We start from the raw sequence: 18,520 nt of genomic DNA, 5'->3' as shown, positions 1-18,520 counted from the left end.
GGTGAGTTATGGAATCTTCTGAGTCTCGACCTTCAAATAGTAAACGTCAGTTCGCGCCAAAGTTAACGCCGGGTTTCTGGGCAATGTTAGCCTTGCTCCTAGTTGGTGGCGGCGTTGGGTTTTGGCAGTTTCTCGCTCTGGACAAGGAATCACCTCCAACAGCAGCTAGCCAACCCCCAGCGACAAAGGTACAAGTTGCGACGGTGCAAACTGCCACTATAGAGGAAAGTGCAGAATTTGTTGCAAATCTTCAGTCTCGTCGTTCTGTCACTCTGCGACCGAGAATTCAGGGTCAAGTCTCTCAGATATTTGTTCGGGCAGGGGAGCGAGTTAAAAAAGGTACCCCAATTTTGAAGGTTGATGCAAAGCAGCAACAAGCTTCTGTTGACAGTAGAATCGCAGCTTATGAGTCCACTCAAGCTGATTTGGAAACAGCCCAAGCAGAAGTAAAAAGCGCCCAAGCAGAAGCAAAAAATGCAACAGCGACACTAAAAGCGTTACAAGCTCGTCGAGTTTCTGAACAGTCTGACTTAAAACTCAATCAGCGGGAGTATGAGCGGTTCAGCCAACTATATCAAGAAGGAGCCACCAGTTTGCAAATCTTGGAGCAAAGGCGGAACAGCTTAGAAGCAGCCAAAGCCAAGCTTGCTCAGACGGATGCTGACATTGCAGCTCAAGAAGCCATGATTACTAGAGCAGAGGCAGCGATCGCTAAGGCAAATGCAACAATTGTTAAGAACCAGAGGTTAGTCAACCAAGCTCGGGCAAATGTCAATGAGCAAGCAGCAGAACTTCAGTTTTATACAATTTCTGCGCCGTTTGCAGGTATTGTAGGTGATATTCCCGTTAAGGTGGGCGATTTTGTCGATACCTCTACCCAGTTAATCACCGTTTCTGAAAACGGTTCATTAGAGGTTAACATTTCGGTTCCAGCAGAACAGGTCGCTCAATTGCGATTAGGAAGTTTAGTAGAGTTGGTAGATGGTTCTGGGCAAAAGATTGGTACCAGTCGGGTATTTTTCATTGCGCCCAACACGGCGAATCAGACACAATCGGTACTCGTCAAAGCGCTGTTGGATAATTCTCAAGCTAGAGTGCGAACCGACCAATTTGTTCGAGCGCGGGTGATTTTGGATCGGCGTCCTGGAGTCCGCATTCCCACAACCGCTGTAACTCGTTTAGCCAAAGAGACGTTTGTGTTTGTAGTTGACGAATCGCGCTCATCGCAGTCTGCCCAATCTCAGTTTGTGGCTCGGCAAAAACCTGTTGAACTAGGCAGTATTGAAGGCAATCAATACCAGGTTTTGAAAGGATTGCAACCAGGAGAACAAATCATCATCTCTAGTTTGCTCGCTTTAAGGGATGGTGCGCCAATTATTCCTGAACCTGAGAAAAGTAATTAATTAGCGAATAACGCATATTTTTGCAGCAAAAGCAAGTCCTATTTGTTTATTTTTTCATTAACCGATAGTTCTTTGATGGTACAAGCCCCTGCATTTATCCGTGGAATCCATCCAAAATCTAAAATCTAAAATCCAAAATCGGTTGACCTATGTTCGCGGACTTCTTCATCAAGCGACCCGTCTTTGCGATTGTCTGCTCCCTGATAGTTTTAGTGTTGGGACTCATTAGCATTCCAACGCTGCCTGTAGAGCAGTATCCAGACATTAGCCCTGTTCAAATTAGCGTCACAGCTAACTATGTTGGAGCCAGTGCCCAAATTGTCGAAGAAACCGTGACATCGGTTTTAGAACGACAGATTAATGGGGTCGAAGGCATGAGATATATGAATTCGACCAGCAGCAATGACGGTAATAGCACAATTACCATCACTTTTGAGCAGGGCTATGACATTAATGTTGCAGCCTCTGATGTACAGAATCGTGTCTTGTTGGCACAACCCAAACTACCAGAAGTGGTTCGACAAACCGGAGTCGCAGTTACAAAACAATCAAGTGGGATTGTTTTAGCGATGGCGTTATATAGCTCGGACGATCGCTACGATGATACGTTTATTAGTAACTATGCAGATTTGTATGTGTTAGACCCGCTCAGACGTATCAATGGTGTGGGAAATGTCCTATCCTTTGGAGAACGTCGCTATGCCATGCGAATTTGGCTCGATCCCAATCGCCTTGCTGGTCGCAATCTGACAGCTCAAGATGTGGTGAATGCCCTCAATCAACAAAATTTGCAGTTAGGCATTGGTGCGATTGGACAACCACCCGCCCCCGATGGGCAAAAGTTTCAGATCGATTTGCAAGCTGTTGGACGACTGCGAGAAGCCAAAGAGTTTGAGAATATCATCCTCAAAGCAGGAAATGACGGGACGCTGATCAAACTCAAAGATGTCGGGCGAGCAGAACTGGGGGCAGAAAGTTACAGCACATTTGCTCGCTATAACGGTCACATCTCTGTAGGCTATCAAATCATCCAAATTCCTGGCAGTAACGCCTTGGAAATTGCTAAGGCGGCTAAGGCAGAGATGGCACGACTGGCAAAGAATTTTCCCCCAGGATTAACATATGAAATCCCCTATGATTCTTCCCGATTTGTTGAGGCATCCTTCTGGGAAGTGGTCAAAACGCTGATTGAATCGATTGTACTAGTTGTTGGAGTCATTTTCATTTTCTTGCAAGATTGGCGGACTACCATTGTTCCAGCGATCGTAATTCCGGTTTCCTTAATTGGCACCTTTGCATTTGTCAAAGTATTTAATTTTTCACTTAATAGTCTGACTTTATTTGGTTTAACCTTGGCGACCGGAATGGTTGTCGATGATGCAATCGTTATTGTAGAAGATGTGGTTCGTTTGCTTGAGGAAAAAAGTATCAGTCCGCGTCAAGCGGCTTCTGAAGCAATGCACGAACTGTTTGGAGCCGTAATTGCAACTTCGCTAGTTCTCATGGCGGTTTTTGTTCCAGTTGCTTTCTTTCCGGGGACAACAGGACAACTCTACAAACAATTTGCATTAACGATCGCATTTTCGACTACGCTTTCCACGTTTAATGCCATTACATTTACTCCTGCCGTGTCCGCCATACTGTTACGTCGAGGACAACAACCACGCGGCTGGCTCGGTTGGCTCTTTGCAAGGGTAAATGACCTTTTAGACTGGATGCACAGAGGCTATCAACGGATTCTCAACACTGTCATTCGCTTTAAGATGGTTGTGTTGTTGTTATTTACTGTATCGTTGATACTGACAGGCTGGTTGTATCTGCGCGTTCCTCAAGCATTTCTGCCAGAGGAGGACCAGGGCTATTTTGTCAACCTGATTCAGGGACCGGATGGCGTTTCGTTAAATTACACTCGCTCAGTCGTCATGAAAGCCGAAAAAGAATTGCTCAACGTCCCTGAGATTGAGGGCGTATTTGCAATGGGCGGTGTTAGTTTTAGCGGAAACACTCCCAATCGCGGATTGATTATGACTCCCCTCAAATCGTGGTCAGAGCGGCAAAACCCAGAGCAATCGGTATCAGCAATTCTCAATCAAGTACGCGCACCGCTGATGGGAATTCCAGAAGCACCTGTTCTAGCCGTCAATCCTCCAACTATCCAGAGTCTCGGCAGTGTAGGTGGTTTTGTGTTTCAACTGCAAGACCGAGGCGACCAAAGCAATCGAGATATTAATGCACTGGATCGAGTCAAGAACGAGCTAATTAGCCGCGCCAATCAAACTCCAGGATTGCAAGGAGTCTTTAGTACCTATACTGCCAACGCGCCTCAGTTGATAGTTGAAGTAGATCGAAGCAAAGCAGAAGCTCTACAGGTTCCAATTGATGAAATTTTCAGTACCCTACAAACGTTTATCGGTTCGCGCTATGTGAATGATTTTAACGAATTTGGTCGAACATACCGCGTTTATGTTCAAGCAGACTCACAATTTCGTTCTAACCCAAAAGATGTTGGTCGCTTGTATGTGCGCTCAAGGCTTGGCAACATGATACCCCTTAGTAATGTTGTAACGATTAAATCAACGACTGGGGCACAAACAATTAATCACTACAACCTTTACCGCTCCATTGAGCTCAATGGAGCAGCTGCTCCTGGGTTTAGTTCTGGGCAAGCAATTGCGGCTATGGAAAAGCTAGCGGCTGAGGTATTACCCGCAAATTTCGGTTTTGAATGGTCGGGTATCTCCTTAGAAGAAGTAGAATCTGGCGGTCAAGCTCCAATTATTTTCAGTCTGGGAGTCTTTTTTGTCTTCCTTGTGTTGGCAGCGCAATACAACAATTTTGTCGATCCTTTAATTATTATGCTGGCGGTTCCCTTAGCGGTCTTGGGAGCTTTATCGGTTCAATCACTGCGGGGCTTGTACAACGATGTTTACTGTCAAGTTGGTTTAGTTATGCTGATTGGGTTAGCTAGCAAGAATTCGATTTTAATTGTAGAATTTGCCAACCAGCTACGAGAACAGGGACTTTCAATCACTAAGGCAGTAGTGGAAGCTGCACAAGCACGATTGCGTCCTATCCTCATGACAACGGTTTCAACTTTAATCGGCAGCTATCCGCTGCTTGTTGCGACAGGAGCTGGATCTGCCAGCCGACTGTCATTAGGGACAGCGGTTTTTGGTGGAATGTTCGTTTCTACGTTCTTGAGCTTGTTTGTAGTGCCAGTACTCTACATCATTATTATTAAGATTCGCCAACAGTTGGTGCGATCGCGAAGCGGGCGCTCTGCGCCATCGTCCGTATAGCCCCGAACCGGGACAGATGTAGCGATCGCCGCCACCAGCGACATCACGCTCATCTCCGGTGACTTGCTCCCGCATTGTCACTGCCATTCAACTCTCTCGTGCCACGATTCGCAACATCCGTCAGAATTTCTTCTTTGCCTTCATCTACAACGTAGCTGGTATTCCCATTGCCGCAGGGATTCTCTTCCCTATCTTCGGTTGGTTACTCAACCCCATTATTGCAGGTGCAGCAATGGCGTTTAGTTCCGTGTCAGTTGTGACAAATGCGTTACGTTTACCAAAAAAGAACTCAGAACTCAGGAGCCAGGAGCCAGAATGGCGAGTGTGCGACTGGGTGGCGAGTTGGGTTTAAAGCCTCCGTCAACATCCTTTGGAAAAAAGAAAAGCGAATTGCATCATTGCTAAAGCCCCCGGATTTATCCGTGGGGATATTCTGAATTCTGACTTCTGACTTCTGACTCCTTCTTACGTAATTTTCAACCCAAAACACTCGGCTAGTTGAATCATTGATGCAGAGGAAAATGATGATGCTCAAGAAAGTAACTTTTTTCGGCACATTGGCAGGATTTGGATTTCTGCTGGGAGCGATTTCAGGAGCGTTAGCGTAGCTTGCCACATAATAGCGATTGAATCTGTGGGCGCGCATCTAATTTATTTATCTCCTTACTCTCCTGAATTTTCTCCATAGAGCTACGCCCCGCCGAAGGCGTACGAGAATTGTTGGTCGAAAATCAAAGAATTTTTACGTTCTCAAGCCGCTCAAGTTACATTTTCAGGTTGCTACTAGCACAAATACTGACAACCGACCCACTTGACATTGAAGTCAAGTACAAGGTTTAGGCTAGTCTTAGAGTTTAGAAGGAGAAGTTTGAGATGTCCAAACGTCTAATCGAAGTTTTTACAGCTGGTTGCCCCTTGTGTGATGAAACTGTCAAATTAGTAAGGGAGCTTGCCTGCTCTAACTGCGAAATACAGGTTTACGACTTGCGCTCTGAATCTGCCACCAACTCCTATCGTGAGAAGGCAAATCAGTACGGCATCCATCGTGTTCCCGCTGTTGTTGTCAATGGCAAGCTAGCTGAGTGCTGCTCTAACCAACAGCCAGTGTCTCGCGAAGCATTGGTAGCTGCTGGTATTGGACAAGGATAAAGCATATGTGGGGAGGGAATTACCTTTCCCCTCCCTTATGGAGACGGTATGAAAGCGAAACAAGGTTTATTTATAGGTGAATTAAGCCGTCAAGTTGGTATTCCTACTCAGACGATTCGCTATTACGAACGCTTAGGACTGCTTAATCCTCCCAAGCGAACAGAGTCACAGTATCGTGTTTATTTAGATGAGGATACAGAGCGTTTGCAGTTTATACAGAAAGCTAAGCGCTTCGGGCTTTCCCTCGATGAGATCAAAAAACTCATTGACATTAGTGTCTCTGGTGCTCTTCCTTGTGCCAGCCTCAAGGAAATGGTGAAGAAGCACCTAGATGAATTGGATTGCCATATTCGGGAGATGGTCGCATTCCACCAGGAATTAGCCAGTCATTATGAGCGAATTGATGCACTGCTTCCAGATTCATTAAATCCACTAAACAATGGAATCTGTGATAGCAGAATCTGTTGGCTTATTGAGCGAGAAAACGATTAACCGTTTTTGTGCTTGACAATAAGCACTGGTATCTTCTGAAGGAATTTCCTCGTCCTCTGAAGCCAACCATGCAATTACTCTACTGACAGCATTGTGGCAAGTTTTCTCCGTATTCAGTACTTGAGACAAGAATGTCCACAGGGTGACAAACCGGTCAAATAATCGTTGGCGATCTTTAATGTTCAACTCGCGTAAGCAGCCTTATATCGTGGACTCCGGCAATAAGTCTTGAAACGGCAGTCCCAAACTGTTGGCAAATTTCTCCTTGAGTATTTTGACACGATTCGCCACGGTAATAGTAGTCATTATCAACTTCCAAGCGTCAAATTCTTTTTTACAGCACTTGGAAGCTTTTTCTACGGAAATAGCTATTTCTTTGGAGTTGTATCTTCTACTGCGATCGCATGATTGCGGCTCCCTTTGGGAGCATCGCGCTTATCTTATATATGAGTCCCTATCAGGACTATTCGCTATTACGAAATTCGTGGTAATTTATATATTAATAATTATATTTAATACATCATTTTTAGAGATGTTAAATTTGCGAGCAATGTTGTTTATATTGGCTTCCCCGTTCATGTGTTCCAGTAGTATCATACGAATAGTTGATTCAGATATCTTTACCTTTTTGTCTTGACCTGTGCTGGTGTAAAAACTTTTGATAAATTTGTTGATTTCTGCTCGTTCGAGTTCTTGCCAATATTTTTTGCGGTTGCTCCAAAAACAATTGCCAGGTGCATAATTTCCAGTCGTATCGATACGGGCGATAATTGTATTATTGGGAGCAGTCCCCATATCTAAAAAGAATTGGTTAAAATTATCTTTCCAATTTGGATGTACTTCGATTCCACAACCACCATGTTTTTTATAAAAGGGGTGTTTGTTATTATAACAAACTTGTTTTATATAGTTCCATGAGTGGTATTCTCTTGGGTTTTCGCTTGTTATTTTGATTGGCTTCTTTCTTCCACAGCCACAGCTTAAAGTATTACCAGCAATTAAGCTATGCTTATAGACATATTTCTCAGTTCCGCAGCTACAAAGTACTAGAACTTTTACAAATCTACCTGCTTGTTGTATTTCTTGGTTATCAATTACTGTTAACTTGCCGAAGGATTGTCCTATTTCTAAAAGGTTTCCTTTTTTGACGCAGCCACAGCTTTTTGTTTTACCGTTGAGAAGATTAAACTTAAATACTTCTCTTCTTGTTCCACATGCTGTACACTGGCATAGTATTTCTGTTCCTTGATTTTCAAGAACTTGCCAATAACCAAACTTATCTCCAATGTCAATAGTTGGACTACGCATATTTAGGAATATTTCTTTAAAGATTTTGTTTGTATAAAAATATTGTTAATTAGAACAATTTTCTTAACAAAGTGTAGGCGTGCTGGTTCTTGATTTAAACAAGAACCAGCACGCTTATCATTTTATAGCTTGAGAGCGAGTTGTTTGGGTGTTGACAATTGATTTAATAACCATTTAATTTGTTGACCGATACCTAAACCTTCCATCGGAGTCCTGGTGGTGTAATTGTGTGCTTGCAAGATAGGAATTACTTGCTGTCGGTACAATTTGCCAGTGAGGAAGATAATTTCTACATTGGGATTGGTTGTCTCCATGATATGGGATGCTACTTGCTGTGCCCACAGTTGGCGTTCTTTTGGGGATAAGGAGTTGGGAGATTTGTCATAGGGCGAAATTACTTGTTCTGGTTTTAGTACCTTATGCAGGGGCGACAGGATGTACCACTTACCTTGGGCTTCTGCGTATTGACGACAAGCTTGAAAATGCTGAGAACAATAAACTTCCTTGGCAGCAGTTCTCTGCTTGCTTTGTTTACCACACCCGGCGACGAGATAAAGAGTTTCTGGTTTTTTGATATGGTGGTAAGTTTCTAGTAGAGAGTTGAGATTGTGCGCCAGTCTAATGATGCTCGAAGTGCGGTTTCCTATTAACTGGGAGTTGATGTTGTGTTTTCGCGCGATTCTCGGTGCGATGCTCGTTGAGGAGCCGCTAAGGGCGATGGGCAAAGCCCCGCCTGAGCGCAAAGCGCACGCTCCGTGTTCGCTTTGCGTCTCCGCAGGAGATACGGCGATTGCGCTCTTCGCAGTGCCAGAGGCAATCGCACACACTCGACAACTGCATTTAGGTGCCTGGTGGACTGGATATCTGAGCAGATTTTCTCCATCATTGAACAGGAGTGTATTACCGCTGAAGGTTTCTCTGGCGTGGGTTGAACCATCGAAGCTAATGCCCATCTCAAAAAAGGCTTTGGCATATTGCGGGGAGCATAAGCCAAAAACATGAAAGTGGACGGTTTTATCGAATGAGTGTATTGCTTGAATGATGGCTTTGATAATGTATAGGTTGGTTGAATAATGACTGGCTTGCTGTGCCAACCCGCCTATCCCCAGGCGTTTGTATCCCAGTTGATAAAGTTTGATCCCATATTCAATTTTCTCTTGAATTGACAGTCCGTGAATGGTAGCGAGGGGTTTTCTGTCGGGCAGTTTTTCTTGGGCTATCCGGATGAAAATTTGTGCCTGTTCTAGATTATATTGCCGTCGCCAGTTAATATTTTCCAAAAGTAGGTTGTCGGGGGCTACTACAGTATCCCCCTCACGGCTGCGCTCTCGATATCGGTTGGCTGCCCATTGCGCGTCAACATATTGACTGTTGATGGTGGGGTAATCTTGCTCACGGTAGCCAAATGCACCGCAATCATGGATGATTGGGCAGTTTTGCGGTATGACTTCTGGTTTTATGAAGAGCGAACATAACCATCCAGTTGGCTGGTATTCAGTTAACTCCCAAATCCCAACTTTTTTGTTATTTAACTTGAGATAATCTCTTTTTCCCAAAACCGCATAAAAACCTAGTTTCATAATTCTGCTTAGATATTTATTTAGCAGCGATGAAATTCCATTTGTTTCTTGAAGTATTTCTTCCAGCACTCGCTAACTTTGCGTGCTAGTTCTTCTTCAGAATCTGCGAACAATTCCTCTGGTTCGCTATCTGACTGGTCATCAAAATGTATCTGACAGCAGTACTGCATGCCATCATGGTAAATGCTGTAGCTGGGTGTTAGTTGAAAATCTTGAATTTTCATACGTGGTTTTCCTTTTCGAGAATTTGTTTCTAGCTTTGGATATGATAAATGTAGATTTTGACATCGGTGTCATATTTCATTACTATGATTTCAGCTTTTCCACCTGGGAGGATACATCCTGTTTCTTTGGTGTAATTAACTAACATCCCGATGTTAAATTTCGCTTGAAGTATATCGCTCATAGAGTTGTCAAGGTTCTAGATACAGTTTCAAATTGGGATTAAGAAAAAGTTTGTTATCGATACTATCGAGCTTGCTGTCATATCCATAATTAGCGAGTATCATCTTTTTAAACTCTTCTCTCGTGGCTTTAAGATTGTGAAATAGCTTACTAATTGGATAGCAAAACGCAGACTGCTGGCGGCTGTAAAACCATACAAGTTGGTTAATTTTGTAGGTATCATTACTGTCAAGTAGACAGTAACTAATTTGTTGGTAGAAATTCTCTAGAGTGAATGGACGGTGCTTTGCAGTTGTTCTAATATCAATGAGGGTATTTCCTACTAAGACCTGATAATCCGCGCCGCCAATAAATCCACTAAGTGGAAACGAACCATTGCAGATGATTTTACCAGGTGTTATTTGACTTTTAACTGTTTCCCAAGTGCGAGGTAATATGCCAATTATTTGGGCTGTGTCTTGGATAGTAGGTAACCACTTTCTGAAATATTCAGCCTCTAGATTTAGATACTTTTCTCCTTGGAGAAATGGTTGAATTATTTCGTGGATTCTTCTAGTACGAACATAATTTTCTAAAGCACTAAGTATCATGCATTTGAGTGCTTCTTCTTCGAGGGATTTAGACTCTGTAATGCAGTAGTCGAACACATATTCAACTTTTAATAATTGTGCGCCTGTTAGTGGTGTACTCCCTTGATACCAGTTTTTCTGGTTGTAAATGAGTCCTAAGTATTTGCTGAGTGCCTTGCTGAGAGCATTTCCTGTTAGTGGAAAGTCGGTTCCCTCTACTGGCTGAATTATTTCCTGTTGGGATAGTAACTGATTGTGGGTTGTGATAATTTTTGCTACTGCTGTATTATATCTATCATCAAACCACTTTCTGATGGGTGATTCTTTATTCTTTAATTCTGAAGTTAAACTCATACGGCTAACCAGTTATTTTTTATCTAACTGCGTTAGCTCATATGTAGTGATTTCTAATTTTTAAGGCTACAAGGAGGGGCGGCTGGTACTAGTTGATGATGCATCTGCTTTAGAACATTTGGGTTGAAACTGATAGTAGGAATAGAGATGCTGTACTGCTTGTTCTATATTCCGCCCAGGACGATAAGCGTAGCTACAATCAAGAAAATTGAGTGTATGTGTCACCTGAAGCGAAAATTTTGGCAATATTTCTGGCGTTGCGCCCTGGTTATTGTTCTAGCGTTGGCTTTTGAGGGATGGAGTGTAGAGTCAGCACAGGCGCTACTGCGGCAACATCACGATTTCCCTGGCGTTTTGCGTTACCACTCGCAAGTATCCATCCTAGATGAAAAAGGATACAGTTGGCAAGTATTACTCTTCAAACAAAATTATCAAAGTGTAACACCGGATTTAAGGTTGCGTTTGGTTGGTTTTCCTGGTGTATTTGAAATTGCTCACCCCCAAGCCTTAGAAATCAAAACAACAGAAGGAAAATTGCTAAGTGCATCAGATGTATATGCTGTCACTGCACCTGCTCCTAATGTGGGTGAATATAACTTAACTAATGTCTTAGCTAAATTGCCAACAACCGATGCACTCAAACTTTATGTGCCAATCTCTGCTGAAAAGCCACTAGTTCTTAACATACCTAACACCGTAGTAACTGAGTGGCAATGGCTAGTAACAGAGATTGATTAATCAACAAAACGAGAAGCTACGGTAACGTATAAAATGTCTTATCTTCCAAAATAGAAAGTTAGAAAATTCTTGAGCTATTTGATTTATAATTTTAAATTCGTCTAATTCTGGAGAAGTATTCTAGTTGTATGTCCAGCCTGAGTTCTGACATGGTTCGCGTTTATTTACAAGAAATTGGTCAGTTTCCCTTGTTAACAGCAGACCAGGAAATTGCTTATGGCAGGCTTGTACAGCAAATGATTGCCATTGAGCAGCACAAACAGCACCTCACTCAACAATTGAGTCGCCAACCAACCTTGGCAGAATTAGCTAATTTTGTCAATCAAAGCGAAGCTGAAGTCACTCAAATACTTCAGCAAGGGAAAGTCGCCAAGCAAAAGATGATCACAGCCAACCTACGACTGGTCGTTTCCATAGCTAAAAAATACCAGCGTCGGAATCTAGAGTTGTTAGATTTAGTTCAAGAAGGGGCAATTGGTTTACAACGAGGGATAGAAAAGTTTGATCCTAACCGAGGTTATAAATTATCAACCTATGCCTACTGGTGGATTAGCCAAGCAATCACAAGGGCCATTGCCGAGAAATCACGCACAGTCAGGCTACCTGTTCATATTAACGAAAAACTGAATCAAATAAAGAAGGTACAGCGAGAATTATCTCAAACACTCGGTCGGCGTGCCACAGTTACAGAAATTGCTGAGAAATTAGACTTAAACCCAAGCCAAATTCGAGAATATCTGAGTATTGCTCGTGGAACAGTTTCTTTAGATATGAAAGTGGGGGATAACCAAGACACACAATTGAGTGAACTTCTAAGTGATGAGGGCATCTCACCCAATGAACAGATAACTCAACAACTGTTGCGCCAGGACTTGGATAATTTGTTAGCATCACTCAAACCCATGCAGCGTGAGGTATTAATTTTGCGCTTTGGACTGTTAGATAATCAAGAACTAAGTTTGGCTCAGATTGGAGAGAAGCTAAATGTCAGTCGAGAGCGAGTTCGTCAAATCCAGCAGCAAGCAATGACTGTTCTGCGTCGTCAACAACCAGAAATTGGACAGTATTTATCTTATTGAAAAATGTGCTCAATCTTTCTTGACTCAATTAACATTAATAATTTTAATATGAATGTTTATTTTCATGAAAATAAACATTCATATTTTTATATAAATATTTATTGATATCAACAAAATATCTATTACGGTTACTTAATGAATCTAGCTTATCTAAAACCTCAATACTTTCAGATTCTAGCTTTTTCTTTTGCTCCGGAACATATGTTATTAAATAGCCTTGAGAATCTAAGATTCTGTGAATTGGATAATCATCAGCAGATGTTTTTTTCAGATATATAGGAATAGCCCTAATATAGCTGTTATCTACTCCAATAGCTTGAATGATCTGTTTATAATTAACTACTTTTCCTGATGGTACTTTGACTATAAAATCGAGAAAGCGTTCATAAGGTTTTTCAGAGAATGCTGGAAATTTGTCAGTTTGAATCTGAACCTTATTCCCGGCATGAATTCTACCGGAATTGATAATTACACCTAAAATACCTCTTTGATATAGAAGACTGTTTAATGAATCAACTAAATGAGCTATGCGCTTACATGGTTCACAATGAAAAGTTAAACGAATAGCAGCACCACTCTCAAAAGTGATAAGAGAACCAGGAGTAAAATTTTCAGGTTTTATCCCCGCTATGACAATATTTTCTCGTAATTCCCCTGGTGGAATTGCGAAGTCTACAATATCTTCATACCTTACAACTAAAATTTGCCTAGGACTAATAGGGTTAGCGTTAATATCCCCTTCTATTCCATGACCGACTTTTAAGTTTAGTTCCTCAACCTCTCTCATGACTGAACCATGCTTTTGTTTCAGAAAAAGATGTAAAATTAAACCTTGACTAGTAGTCATAAAGGCATTGAGCCGAGATGTTTGTTAAATAATGCATTCCGGGTCTGAAAGCCTTGATTATAGCTACCTTTTAGCCATTCTTGAAAAATCAGTGCTACACGATAAACTGCGAATATACGGTTGACAAAGATGGGATTAAGCTTTCCATTTCAATTTCGTGTCATGCCAACTTTTGCAGACATCGACTGGAGCCAAGTCCAGAACGTAGAAGATTTGAAGCAACAGTTAAACATTTAAACTCATAATTTTATTAGCTGTTAAATGCTTAAACACATAATACTATAAAGGTTTAATACTATTTGTGGTGCTATGACTGACGACAGTAATGTCTTAAGAATCGCCGCATTAAAAGATTAAATGGTCTCTAAAGATACATCAAGCGGAGCGACAATTTTTTCATTGCCGTCGCAATTTAATGTGCTGTATACTGTTTTCGGCAAGCAAAAAGTAATATTTTTTACATAAAAGTTCCCTTGAAGATAGGTAATATGAAACAATGCTAACGGTACTTCGCTCTTACGCTGCATGGCTTGTTCCTGCAGCTTTGACTTTACTGAGTTTTGGATCAGGGAACGAGAAGGCGATTGCCCAAGGGGCAGTGGCAAAGCCAATCGCACAGACTCTGTTCCCATTTAGTGGTAACTACGACGTAACAATCGCTGTTGAGCCGATTAACGAGAAGTTTTCACGGGCAATTGAACGGGCTGTAAGTACTGATGCACCATATGGACTCACCGAATATAACGGTTTAGTTTACGCCCTAACTGACTTCTCTACTGGCTTGTTCACCTTTAACACCGATCCAACAGCAATCGGCTTAGAGGGCTTCCCAGAAGGCTTTATTGAATTCAGTGGTAGCGGTGCTAACAAGGTGTCTGGAACCGCTAGTGCCACGGCTTTAATTGACTTTGTAAACCTCACAGGGTCTGGCTCTGGTTCTTTGATTATCACTGGCGGTGAGGGTATATTCAGAGGTGCTACTGGCATACTAGACTTTTTTGAGAACGACACAATCAGTCCAAATCCAAACGATCCCATAAGAGGACAGGCTTTAGTGGCTGGCACTATTAAGGTTGTTCCAGAACCGGAAACCGGAGTAGGGACGCTAGTTGGTATTGGCTTAATTGGAACTGGTTTTATGTTGCGCCGACGTTGCCTTCGCTCTGCTTCATGAGCCAGTTCAACCCCTAGAACACTGATTCAGTAACAGGCGATCGCTTCGGCGCAAGCCTCCCCCGGCTTAGCGCCTATAGCGCAAGCTTCGCTATCGCGTGAGGAATTGCAAAAAATCTCTATTTTTTCTCGCAATCCACAATTTAAATCGTCTAAACGAGAAAATAGTTCATTTGTTCGCGTTGAAAGGGCTGGGTATTTAACACCACATGAGTACCACGTGTCTGCTTTTATAAAGGTTTACGCGCATTCAGTTAGATGACAGCCCAATTTACAACAAAAATGATTTTATTGAGAGCTTTTGGTTATACCCTTATGATTTAATGGAATGGTTGCATAAGGGTGAACCTGCAAAAAGTGACTTATTCAAACTTGTGCAGATCTTTTATGGTTCTCCTACTCAAAATCCGCGTATTGAGGAGGGCTAGCTCCAAAGCGCTTAGTGATTTTGGGATACTTGCTCGATGCAGCCTTATCTATGATTTTTGTGACATTAATCTGGTGCCACCAATCATCACCAAAGTCGAACCAGTAACCAAAAGCCTCATCAACAGATAAGCCTAGTACAACACGGCGTAAATAAACCAAGTATTAGATAGCCAACACTTTACCCTTATATGTCCACTTAAAAGGTTTAGCCATTGTTTGATTAAAGTAGTCGATAAATTCGAGAATTCGAGTTTTGAGGTCATCCTGACTTTTGAAGCTAGCACGCTTAAGTAACTTGCGAACTAAAATACTGAACCAAATTTCTATTTGGTTGAGCCAAGAAGAATGTTTGGGTGTGTAATGGAAAACGATTTTATGTGTTGGGTCTTTCAAAAAAGCAGTACGAGATTTCATGGATTTGAGTATGCCACTTTTCCCCTTAATACCCAGGTCAACATTCAAACCTTCTTGTTCTGCAACCAAACGAACCAGTGACTCAGACTGGTGAGTATTAAGACAATCCATGATTAGATGCCATTTTTTGGCATTGGGGTCACTTTCAAGGATTCGACGAATATTGAGAACAAAATCTTCTTCGGTTCGAGAATCTCCGCAAGTAGCCCCGACAATTTTACCAGTAGCGACATCAAAATTGGCAATTAAACTCTGTGTACCGTGACGAACGTACTCAAACTCCCGTCTTTCAACTTTACCTGGTCGCATCGGTAAGTCTTTTTCTAAACGCTCTATAGCTTGAATACCAGTCATTTCATCAATTGATATTGTGTGCTCTCCGTTTTGAGCGCGTTCGAGCGCACTCATGTATAAGCCAGTAATATCTTCCACTTTTGCATCAAATTCTTCATCTTCAGGGGGGGGTTAACCAGTAGCGACTCTGGTAAGGTTTAAGTTCTGCTTCCTCCAATAATCTTCCAACATGTCGGACGGATATGCTTTCAATAATCCCTTGCTTCATAATTTCGTCCGCCAGTTCTCTTGGTGTCCAATGACTTATGGCTCGTCCGTAGTCTTCGGGTGGCGAACATGCAAGCGCAAATAATTCGATTACTTGCTCCATACTAAATTTTACCGGTGCGCCAGTACGCTCAGAGTCTTGTAATCTCTGAAAAATAGACAATTCTCGATCGCTAGTTTCCAACCATCTGTTTCGCCATAAACGAGCCATATCCAAGCTAATATCTAATGTTCGAGCAATTTCGCCATGATTTTTCCCCTCCGACCCTAGGAGAATGATTTTTGCTCGCACTACTATCTGTTGTGGTGTATTGTGTCGGTTAACCAACTGTTGGAGTTCTAAGCGATCGCAATCGCTCAATTTTAATTCCTTTGGAGCTAATCGTGCCACGCCCTGATTTCCTACTTGTCAGCAAAAACTACTTTTAATCTAATTGCTTATTCTCCCACAACAATAGTCGGTTAACTTACGCCGTGCTGTACTAGGGAAGCAATTGAAGTACTAGACACATCCCCTGTAGGCGCTTGTGTCAAACCGGAACTTGAAAATGGTTGTTTCAAGCAGTACCGTCTTGCATTTGGATCTTGCGGGCCACTTCCTCCCACTTGAAATTCGTACATATGCTCTTCTTGGCGGTCGAATGCCTGGAAGATGATTTTATGGAGTTCCTCCAAAGTATTGCTGCCTTTAATCTCAATGGTTCGAGACACCACTGAATTCAGAGCAATAAATTCCTCCGTAATTGGACCGTCAATTAAAAACACATCCAGCACATATAGTGCATTTGCAGAAGGATTAACCGCTTTTTGATGATGGGGTAATGCTTGTTTGTCATCAATGTCATCAATATCCTCCGATTCACCTTTATCCGGAATATAAGGAATTAAGCCCTGTGTATATGCTACTTCCTGAATTTCTCGGGGTGCAAACCTTGCATCCAAGATAAATCCATCAACAGAAATCATCCAAGTCATGGGGTTGTTGTCTAACTTACTGGGCAGACACCAATCAGGGTCCATCTGATGCATATCCAAGGTATCTCGTACCTGTTTTGATTTCGACTGCCCGGTGCTAGGACTCACACCAAACCACTGGTAGATTTCCTTGGCACTAATGTGAGGATTTTGTGAAGGGTCAAAGAGAAAATTGACCATGCCGATAGCATGAGTAATCCCACAAGCCCAAGTTTTCTCCCTACCCCTTGCCAGTGGAGATGGTCTCTTGCGACATAGAGCTGCTGTCGCAAAGCGGAGCAACTGGGCATATTCATCGTTTAAATGTTGTTTGGCAAAATCATTCGTTATCGCCACAATGCCATTAAACTTTTCTTGCATCGCGTTGGGAACATTTTCTGATTTCTTAGTTTTAGCCATACTCATTACTCTGCTTTAGCATTATTAGTGACTGACACCGAATCAAAATTCGGGTTTTGAGTGCCGATTGCAATGTCTAACACTTGGGGACTAACTGTAATGATGTGTCAATTACTTGTTTCGTTATAGTTATATCTATATTATTAGTGACTGACACCGACTCACGGTTTGACGCTTCATCCCTATTTAATCACTGCCTGAAAATCACATCACGAGCATCATCAGGTGGAACAAACTGATAAACGCAATCCCGATTTTCCCTCTTGCCCAATCGACTTTAACAACTTTTGTGGAATCGTAATGGGAGTCAGCGCCTTAGAGATAGTAAAGTTCAAATAATCCTTATTGAAGAAAGGCAGAAGTACGTAAGCGCTCCTTTGCACACGCTCGTCGCAAAGCGACACGCACTCGCGTTCGTCAACGGCGCAGCCGTTGAGCAGGCGACTGCTGAAGGCAATCAGGTGGAGATAACGTGACTTTAATTGAAGTTGCAATGACTTCAATCGTGCGATTCGTTGGTAGCCTAATACATAAGCTACCCAGGCTGTCAATATAACGACAGATTGAACTCCGGACAAGATTGGCCCAAGAACGACAAAATATAGATTGGGATGCAGTAGAACGATTAGACTCGCTGTGAGCCAATTCCCAAGCATTACCATGTCATTTTGCACGAAGAACGCATTGCTTCTGAAGAATCGAAGTTTGAGGCAATGCACAATACGATTATGGGAAATACGGTGGTTGAGAATGCCAAAATCACCGTGATTGAGATTGATCCAGATATACCAATTGATCCGTTAGCGCGATCATGGGATTGATTGCTCCAAACTTTCTTCATACGCTTAAATGGTATTCGCTTGTTTTTTGATATATCTGGGTTTGAGCCATTTTTGAGCATTTGGTGTATTTCCCTTACCCTGTATGGTTTTGAGGCTTGTTTCTCCCTCAAAAATGTTTAAGTCCCGTTAGGCGCGAGGACAGACTGAACAAACAGCATCAGTGCCGTCACGCGCACCGATGCCCTGTGGACTTCCTTGCAGACGAGCGATCGCATTGATATGTGAGTCCAGCGTAGAAAAATTAAGAAAAGTAAACTGCGGCCATAAAAGCTCGGTTTGCTGGCATTTCTCCAATCATAGAAGCGCTGCAACAAAAGCGTGAAAATTGCACGTATCTTGTTATAGAATAAAATGCTACTGCATAAATCGTCTTGACTACGGTGGCTGAAGTAACAATTAAATTAGACTTGACGAAGGCTAAAAACCCAGCTACGAGCAAAGACTGCTAGACCAGTCTTGATGTCCTCGACCTAATTGGCACTTATATTGCCGACCTACCCAAAC

Annotated in this window: 18 protein-coding genes and 1 pseudogene; 9 read left to right on the top strand and 10 right to left on the bottom strand. The window is 42.3% G+C overall.

Features of this window, described 5'->3' with window-relative positions; genetic code table 11:
• Positions 1–8: 8 nt before the first annotated feature.
• The 5 genes and pseudogenes from V5G28_RS10145 (at position 9) to V5G28_RS10125 (ending at position 6,343) form a co-directional block, all read left to right on the top strand.
• On the top strand, positions 9–1,403 hold the full coding sequence (locus V5G28_RS10145) for an efflux RND transporter periplasmic adaptor subunit (protein ID WP_336230274.1): 1,395 nt from the start codon (positions 9–11) through the stop codon (positions 1,401–1,403).
• A gap of 149 nt (positions 1,404–1,552) precedes the next feature.
• Positions 1,553–4,702 carry an efflux RND transporter permease subunit gene (locus V5G28_RS10140; protein ID WP_336230272.1) on the top strand — a complete coding sequence of 1,050 codons (3,150 nt, stop codon included), beginning with the start codon at positions 1,553–1,555 and terminating at the stop codon, positions 4,700–4,702.
• 6 nt (positions 4,703–4,708) lie between these two features.
• Positions 4,709–5,054: pseudogene (locus V5G28_RS10135) on the top strand (hypothetical protein); the annotation flags it as partial.
• Positions 5,055–5,575: 521 nt separating this feature from the next.
• Complete coding sequence (locus V5G28_RS10130) at positions 5,576–5,851, top strand: thioredoxin family protein (RefSeq protein WP_336230271.1); 276 nt, start codon at positions 5,576–5,578, stop codon at positions 5,849–5,851.
• 48 nt (positions 5,852–5,899) lie between these two features.
• A complete protein-coding gene (locus V5G28_RS10125) occupies positions 5,900–6,343 on the top strand; it encodes a heavy metal-responsive transcriptional regulator (protein ID WP_336230270.1) in 444 nt (147 codons plus the stop codon).
• Between the two features lie 492 nt (positions 6,344–6,835).
• Here the strand turns inward: V5G28_RS10125 and V5G28_RS10120 are convergent, their stop codons facing one another.
• The 4 genes from V5G28_RS10120 to V5G28_RS10105 form a co-directional block, all read right to left on the bottom strand.
• Complete coding sequence (locus V5G28_RS10120; RefSeq protein ID WP_336230268.1) at positions 6,836–7,651, bottom strand: hypothetical protein; 816 nt, start codon at positions 7,649–7,651, stop codon at positions 6,836–6,838.
• A 122-nt stretch (positions 7,652–7,773) separates the two neighbouring features.
• On the bottom strand, positions 7,774–9,231 hold the full coding sequence (locus V5G28_RS10115) for a DUF6884 domain-containing protein (protein WP_336230267.1): 1,458 nt from the start codon (positions 9,229–9,231) through the stop codon (positions 7,774–7,776).
• 20 nt (positions 9,232–9,251) lie between these two features.
• The gene (locus V5G28_RS10110; protein ID WP_336230265.1) at positions 9,252–9,455 is read right to left on the bottom strand and encodes a hypothetical protein; all 204 of its coding nucleotides are present in this window, start codon (positions 9,453–9,455) and stop codon (positions 9,252–9,254) included.
• A gap of 189 nt (positions 9,456–9,644) precedes the next feature.
• Complete coding sequence (locus V5G28_RS10105) at positions 9,645–10,559, bottom strand: hypothetical protein (RefSeq protein WP_336230263.1); 915 nt, start codon at positions 10,557–10,559, stop codon at positions 9,645–9,647.
• A gap of 216 nt (positions 10,560–10,775) precedes the next feature.
• Between V5G28_RS10105 and V5G28_RS10100 the strand changes: the two genes are divergently transcribed.
• Positions 10,776–11,297, top strand: coding sequence for a DUF3122 domain-containing protein (locus tag V5G28_RS10100; protein WP_336230261.1), 522 nt, complete (start codon positions 10,776–10,778; stop codon positions 11,295–11,297).
• A 128-nt stretch (positions 11,298–11,425) separates the two neighbouring features.
• Complete coding sequence (locus V5G28_RS10095; protein WP_336230258.1) at positions 11,426–12,376, top strand: RpoD/SigA family RNA polymerase sigma factor; 951 nt, start codon at positions 11,426–11,428, stop codon at positions 12,374–12,376.
• Positions 12,377–12,419: 43 nt separating this feature from the next.
• Here V5G28_RS10095 and V5G28_RS10090 read toward each other — a convergent pair whose 3' ends face one another.
• Positions 12,420–13,223, bottom strand: coding sequence for an MGMT family protein (locus V5G28_RS10090; RefSeq protein ID WP_336230256.1), 804 nt, complete (start codon positions 13,221–13,223; stop codon positions 12,420–12,422).
• 496 nt (positions 13,224–13,719) lie between these two features.
• Between V5G28_RS10090 and V5G28_RS10085 the strand changes: the two genes are divergently transcribed.
• On the top strand, positions 13,720–14,397 hold the full coding sequence (locus V5G28_RS10085; protein ID WP_336230254.1) for a PEP-CTERM sorting domain-containing protein: 678 nt from the start codon (positions 13,720–13,722) through the stop codon (positions 14,395–14,397).
• 395 nt (positions 14,398–14,792) lie between these two features.
• Here V5G28_RS10085 and V5G28_RS10080 read toward each other — a convergent pair whose 3' ends face one another.
• The 5 genes from V5G28_RS10080 to V5G28_RS10060 form a co-directional block, all read right to left on the bottom strand.
• Positions 14,793–14,984, bottom strand: a complete 192-nt coding sequence (locus tag V5G28_RS10080) for an IS1096 element passenger TnpR family protein (RefSeq protein WP_336230252.1) — start codon at positions 14,982–14,984, stop codon at positions 14,793–14,795.
• 3 nt (positions 14,985–14,987) lie between these two features.
• The gene (locus V5G28_RS10075) at positions 14,988–15,671 is read right to left on the bottom strand and encodes a transposase (protein ID WP_336230251.1); all 684 of its coding nucleotides are present in this window, start codon (positions 15,669–15,671) and stop codon (positions 14,988–14,990) included.
• Between the two features lie 22 nt (positions 15,672–15,693).
• On the bottom strand, positions 15,694–16,191 hold the full coding sequence (locus tag V5G28_RS10070; RefSeq protein ID WP_336230249.1) for a helix-turn-helix domain-containing protein: 498 nt from the start codon (positions 16,189–16,191) through the stop codon (positions 15,694–15,696).
• A 71-nt stretch (positions 16,192–16,262) separates the two neighbouring features.
• Entirely contained in the window at positions 16,263–17,174 is a 912-nt protein-coding gene (locus V5G28_RS10065; RefSeq protein ID WP_336230248.1) for a DUF6398 domain-containing protein, read from the bottom strand.
• A 221-nt stretch (positions 17,175–17,395) separates the two neighbouring features.
• Entirely contained in the window at positions 17,396–17,725 is a 330-nt protein-coding gene (locus V5G28_RS10060) for a hypothetical protein (RefSeq protein ID WP_336230246.1), read from the bottom strand.
• A gap of 117 nt (positions 17,726–17,842) precedes the next feature.
• On the opposite strand from V5G28_RS10060, the gene V5G28_RS10055 reads away from it, so the two are divergent.
• Complete coding sequence (locus V5G28_RS10055) at positions 17,843–17,995, top strand: hypothetical protein (RefSeq protein WP_336230244.1); 153 nt, start codon at positions 17,843–17,845, stop codon at positions 17,993–17,995.
• Positions 17,996–18,520: the final 525 nt, after the last annotated feature.

This window comes from Scytonema sp. PRP1, assembly GCF_036697665.2.
GTDB classification, from domain to species: domain Bacteria; phylum Cyanobacteriota; class Cyanobacteriia; order Cyanobacteriales; family Nostocaceae; genus Kalymmatonema; species Kalymmatonema gypsitolerans.
This window is presented reverse-complemented; position numbering and strand designations above follow the sequence as displayed.

Coding starts and splice junctions, on each gene's coding strand:
- V5G28_RS10120 (WP_336230268.1), bottom strand. CDS start 7,651: ATGCGTAGTCCAACTATTGACATTGGAGATAAGTTTGGTTATTGGCAA.
- V5G28_RS10115 (WP_336230267.1), bottom strand. CDS start 9,231: ATGAAACTAGGTTTTTATGCGGTTTTGGGAAAAAGAGATTATCTCAAG.
- V5G28_RS10095 (WP_336230258.1), top strand. CDS start 11,426: ATGTCCAGCCTGAGTTCTGACATGGTTCGCGTTTATTTACAAGAAATT.
- V5G28_RS10090 (WP_336230256.1), bottom strand. CDS start 13,223: ATGACTACTAGTCAAGGTTTAATTTTACATCTTTTTCTGAAACAAAAG.
- V5G28_RS10140 (WP_336230272.1), top strand. CDS start 1,553: ATGTTCGCGGACTTCTTCATCAAGCGACCCGTCTTTGCGATTGTCTGC.
- V5G28_RS10100 (WP_336230261.1), top strand. CDS start 10,776: ATGTGTCACCTGAAGCGAAAATTTTGGCAATATTTCTGGCGTTGCGCC.
- V5G28_RS10125 (WP_336230270.1), top strand. CDS start 5,900: ATGAAAGCGAAACAAGGTTTATTTATAGGTGAATTAAGCCGTCAAGTT.
- V5G28_RS10105 (WP_336230263.1), bottom strand. CDS start 10,559: ATGAGTTTAACTTCAGAATTAAAGAATAAAGAATCACCCATCAGAAAG.
- V5G28_RS10145 (WP_336230274.1), top strand. CDS start 9: ATGGAATCTTCTGAGTCTCGACCTTCAAATAGTAAACGTCAGTTCGCG.
- V5G28_RS10110 (WP_336230265.1), bottom strand. CDS start 9,455: ATGAAAATTCAAGATTTTCAACTAACACCCAGCTACAGCATTTACCAT.
- V5G28_RS10130 (WP_336230271.1), top strand. CDS start 5,576: ATGTCCAAACGTCTAATCGAAGTTTTTACAGCTGGTTGCCCCTTGTGT.
- V5G28_RS10065 (WP_336230248.1), bottom strand. CDS start 17,174: ATGGCTAAAACTAAGAAATCAGAAAATGTTCCCAACGCGATGCAAGAA.
- V5G28_RS10085 (WP_336230254.1), top strand. CDS start 13,720: ATGCTAACGGTACTTCGCTCTTACGCTGCATGGCTTGTTCCTGCAGCT.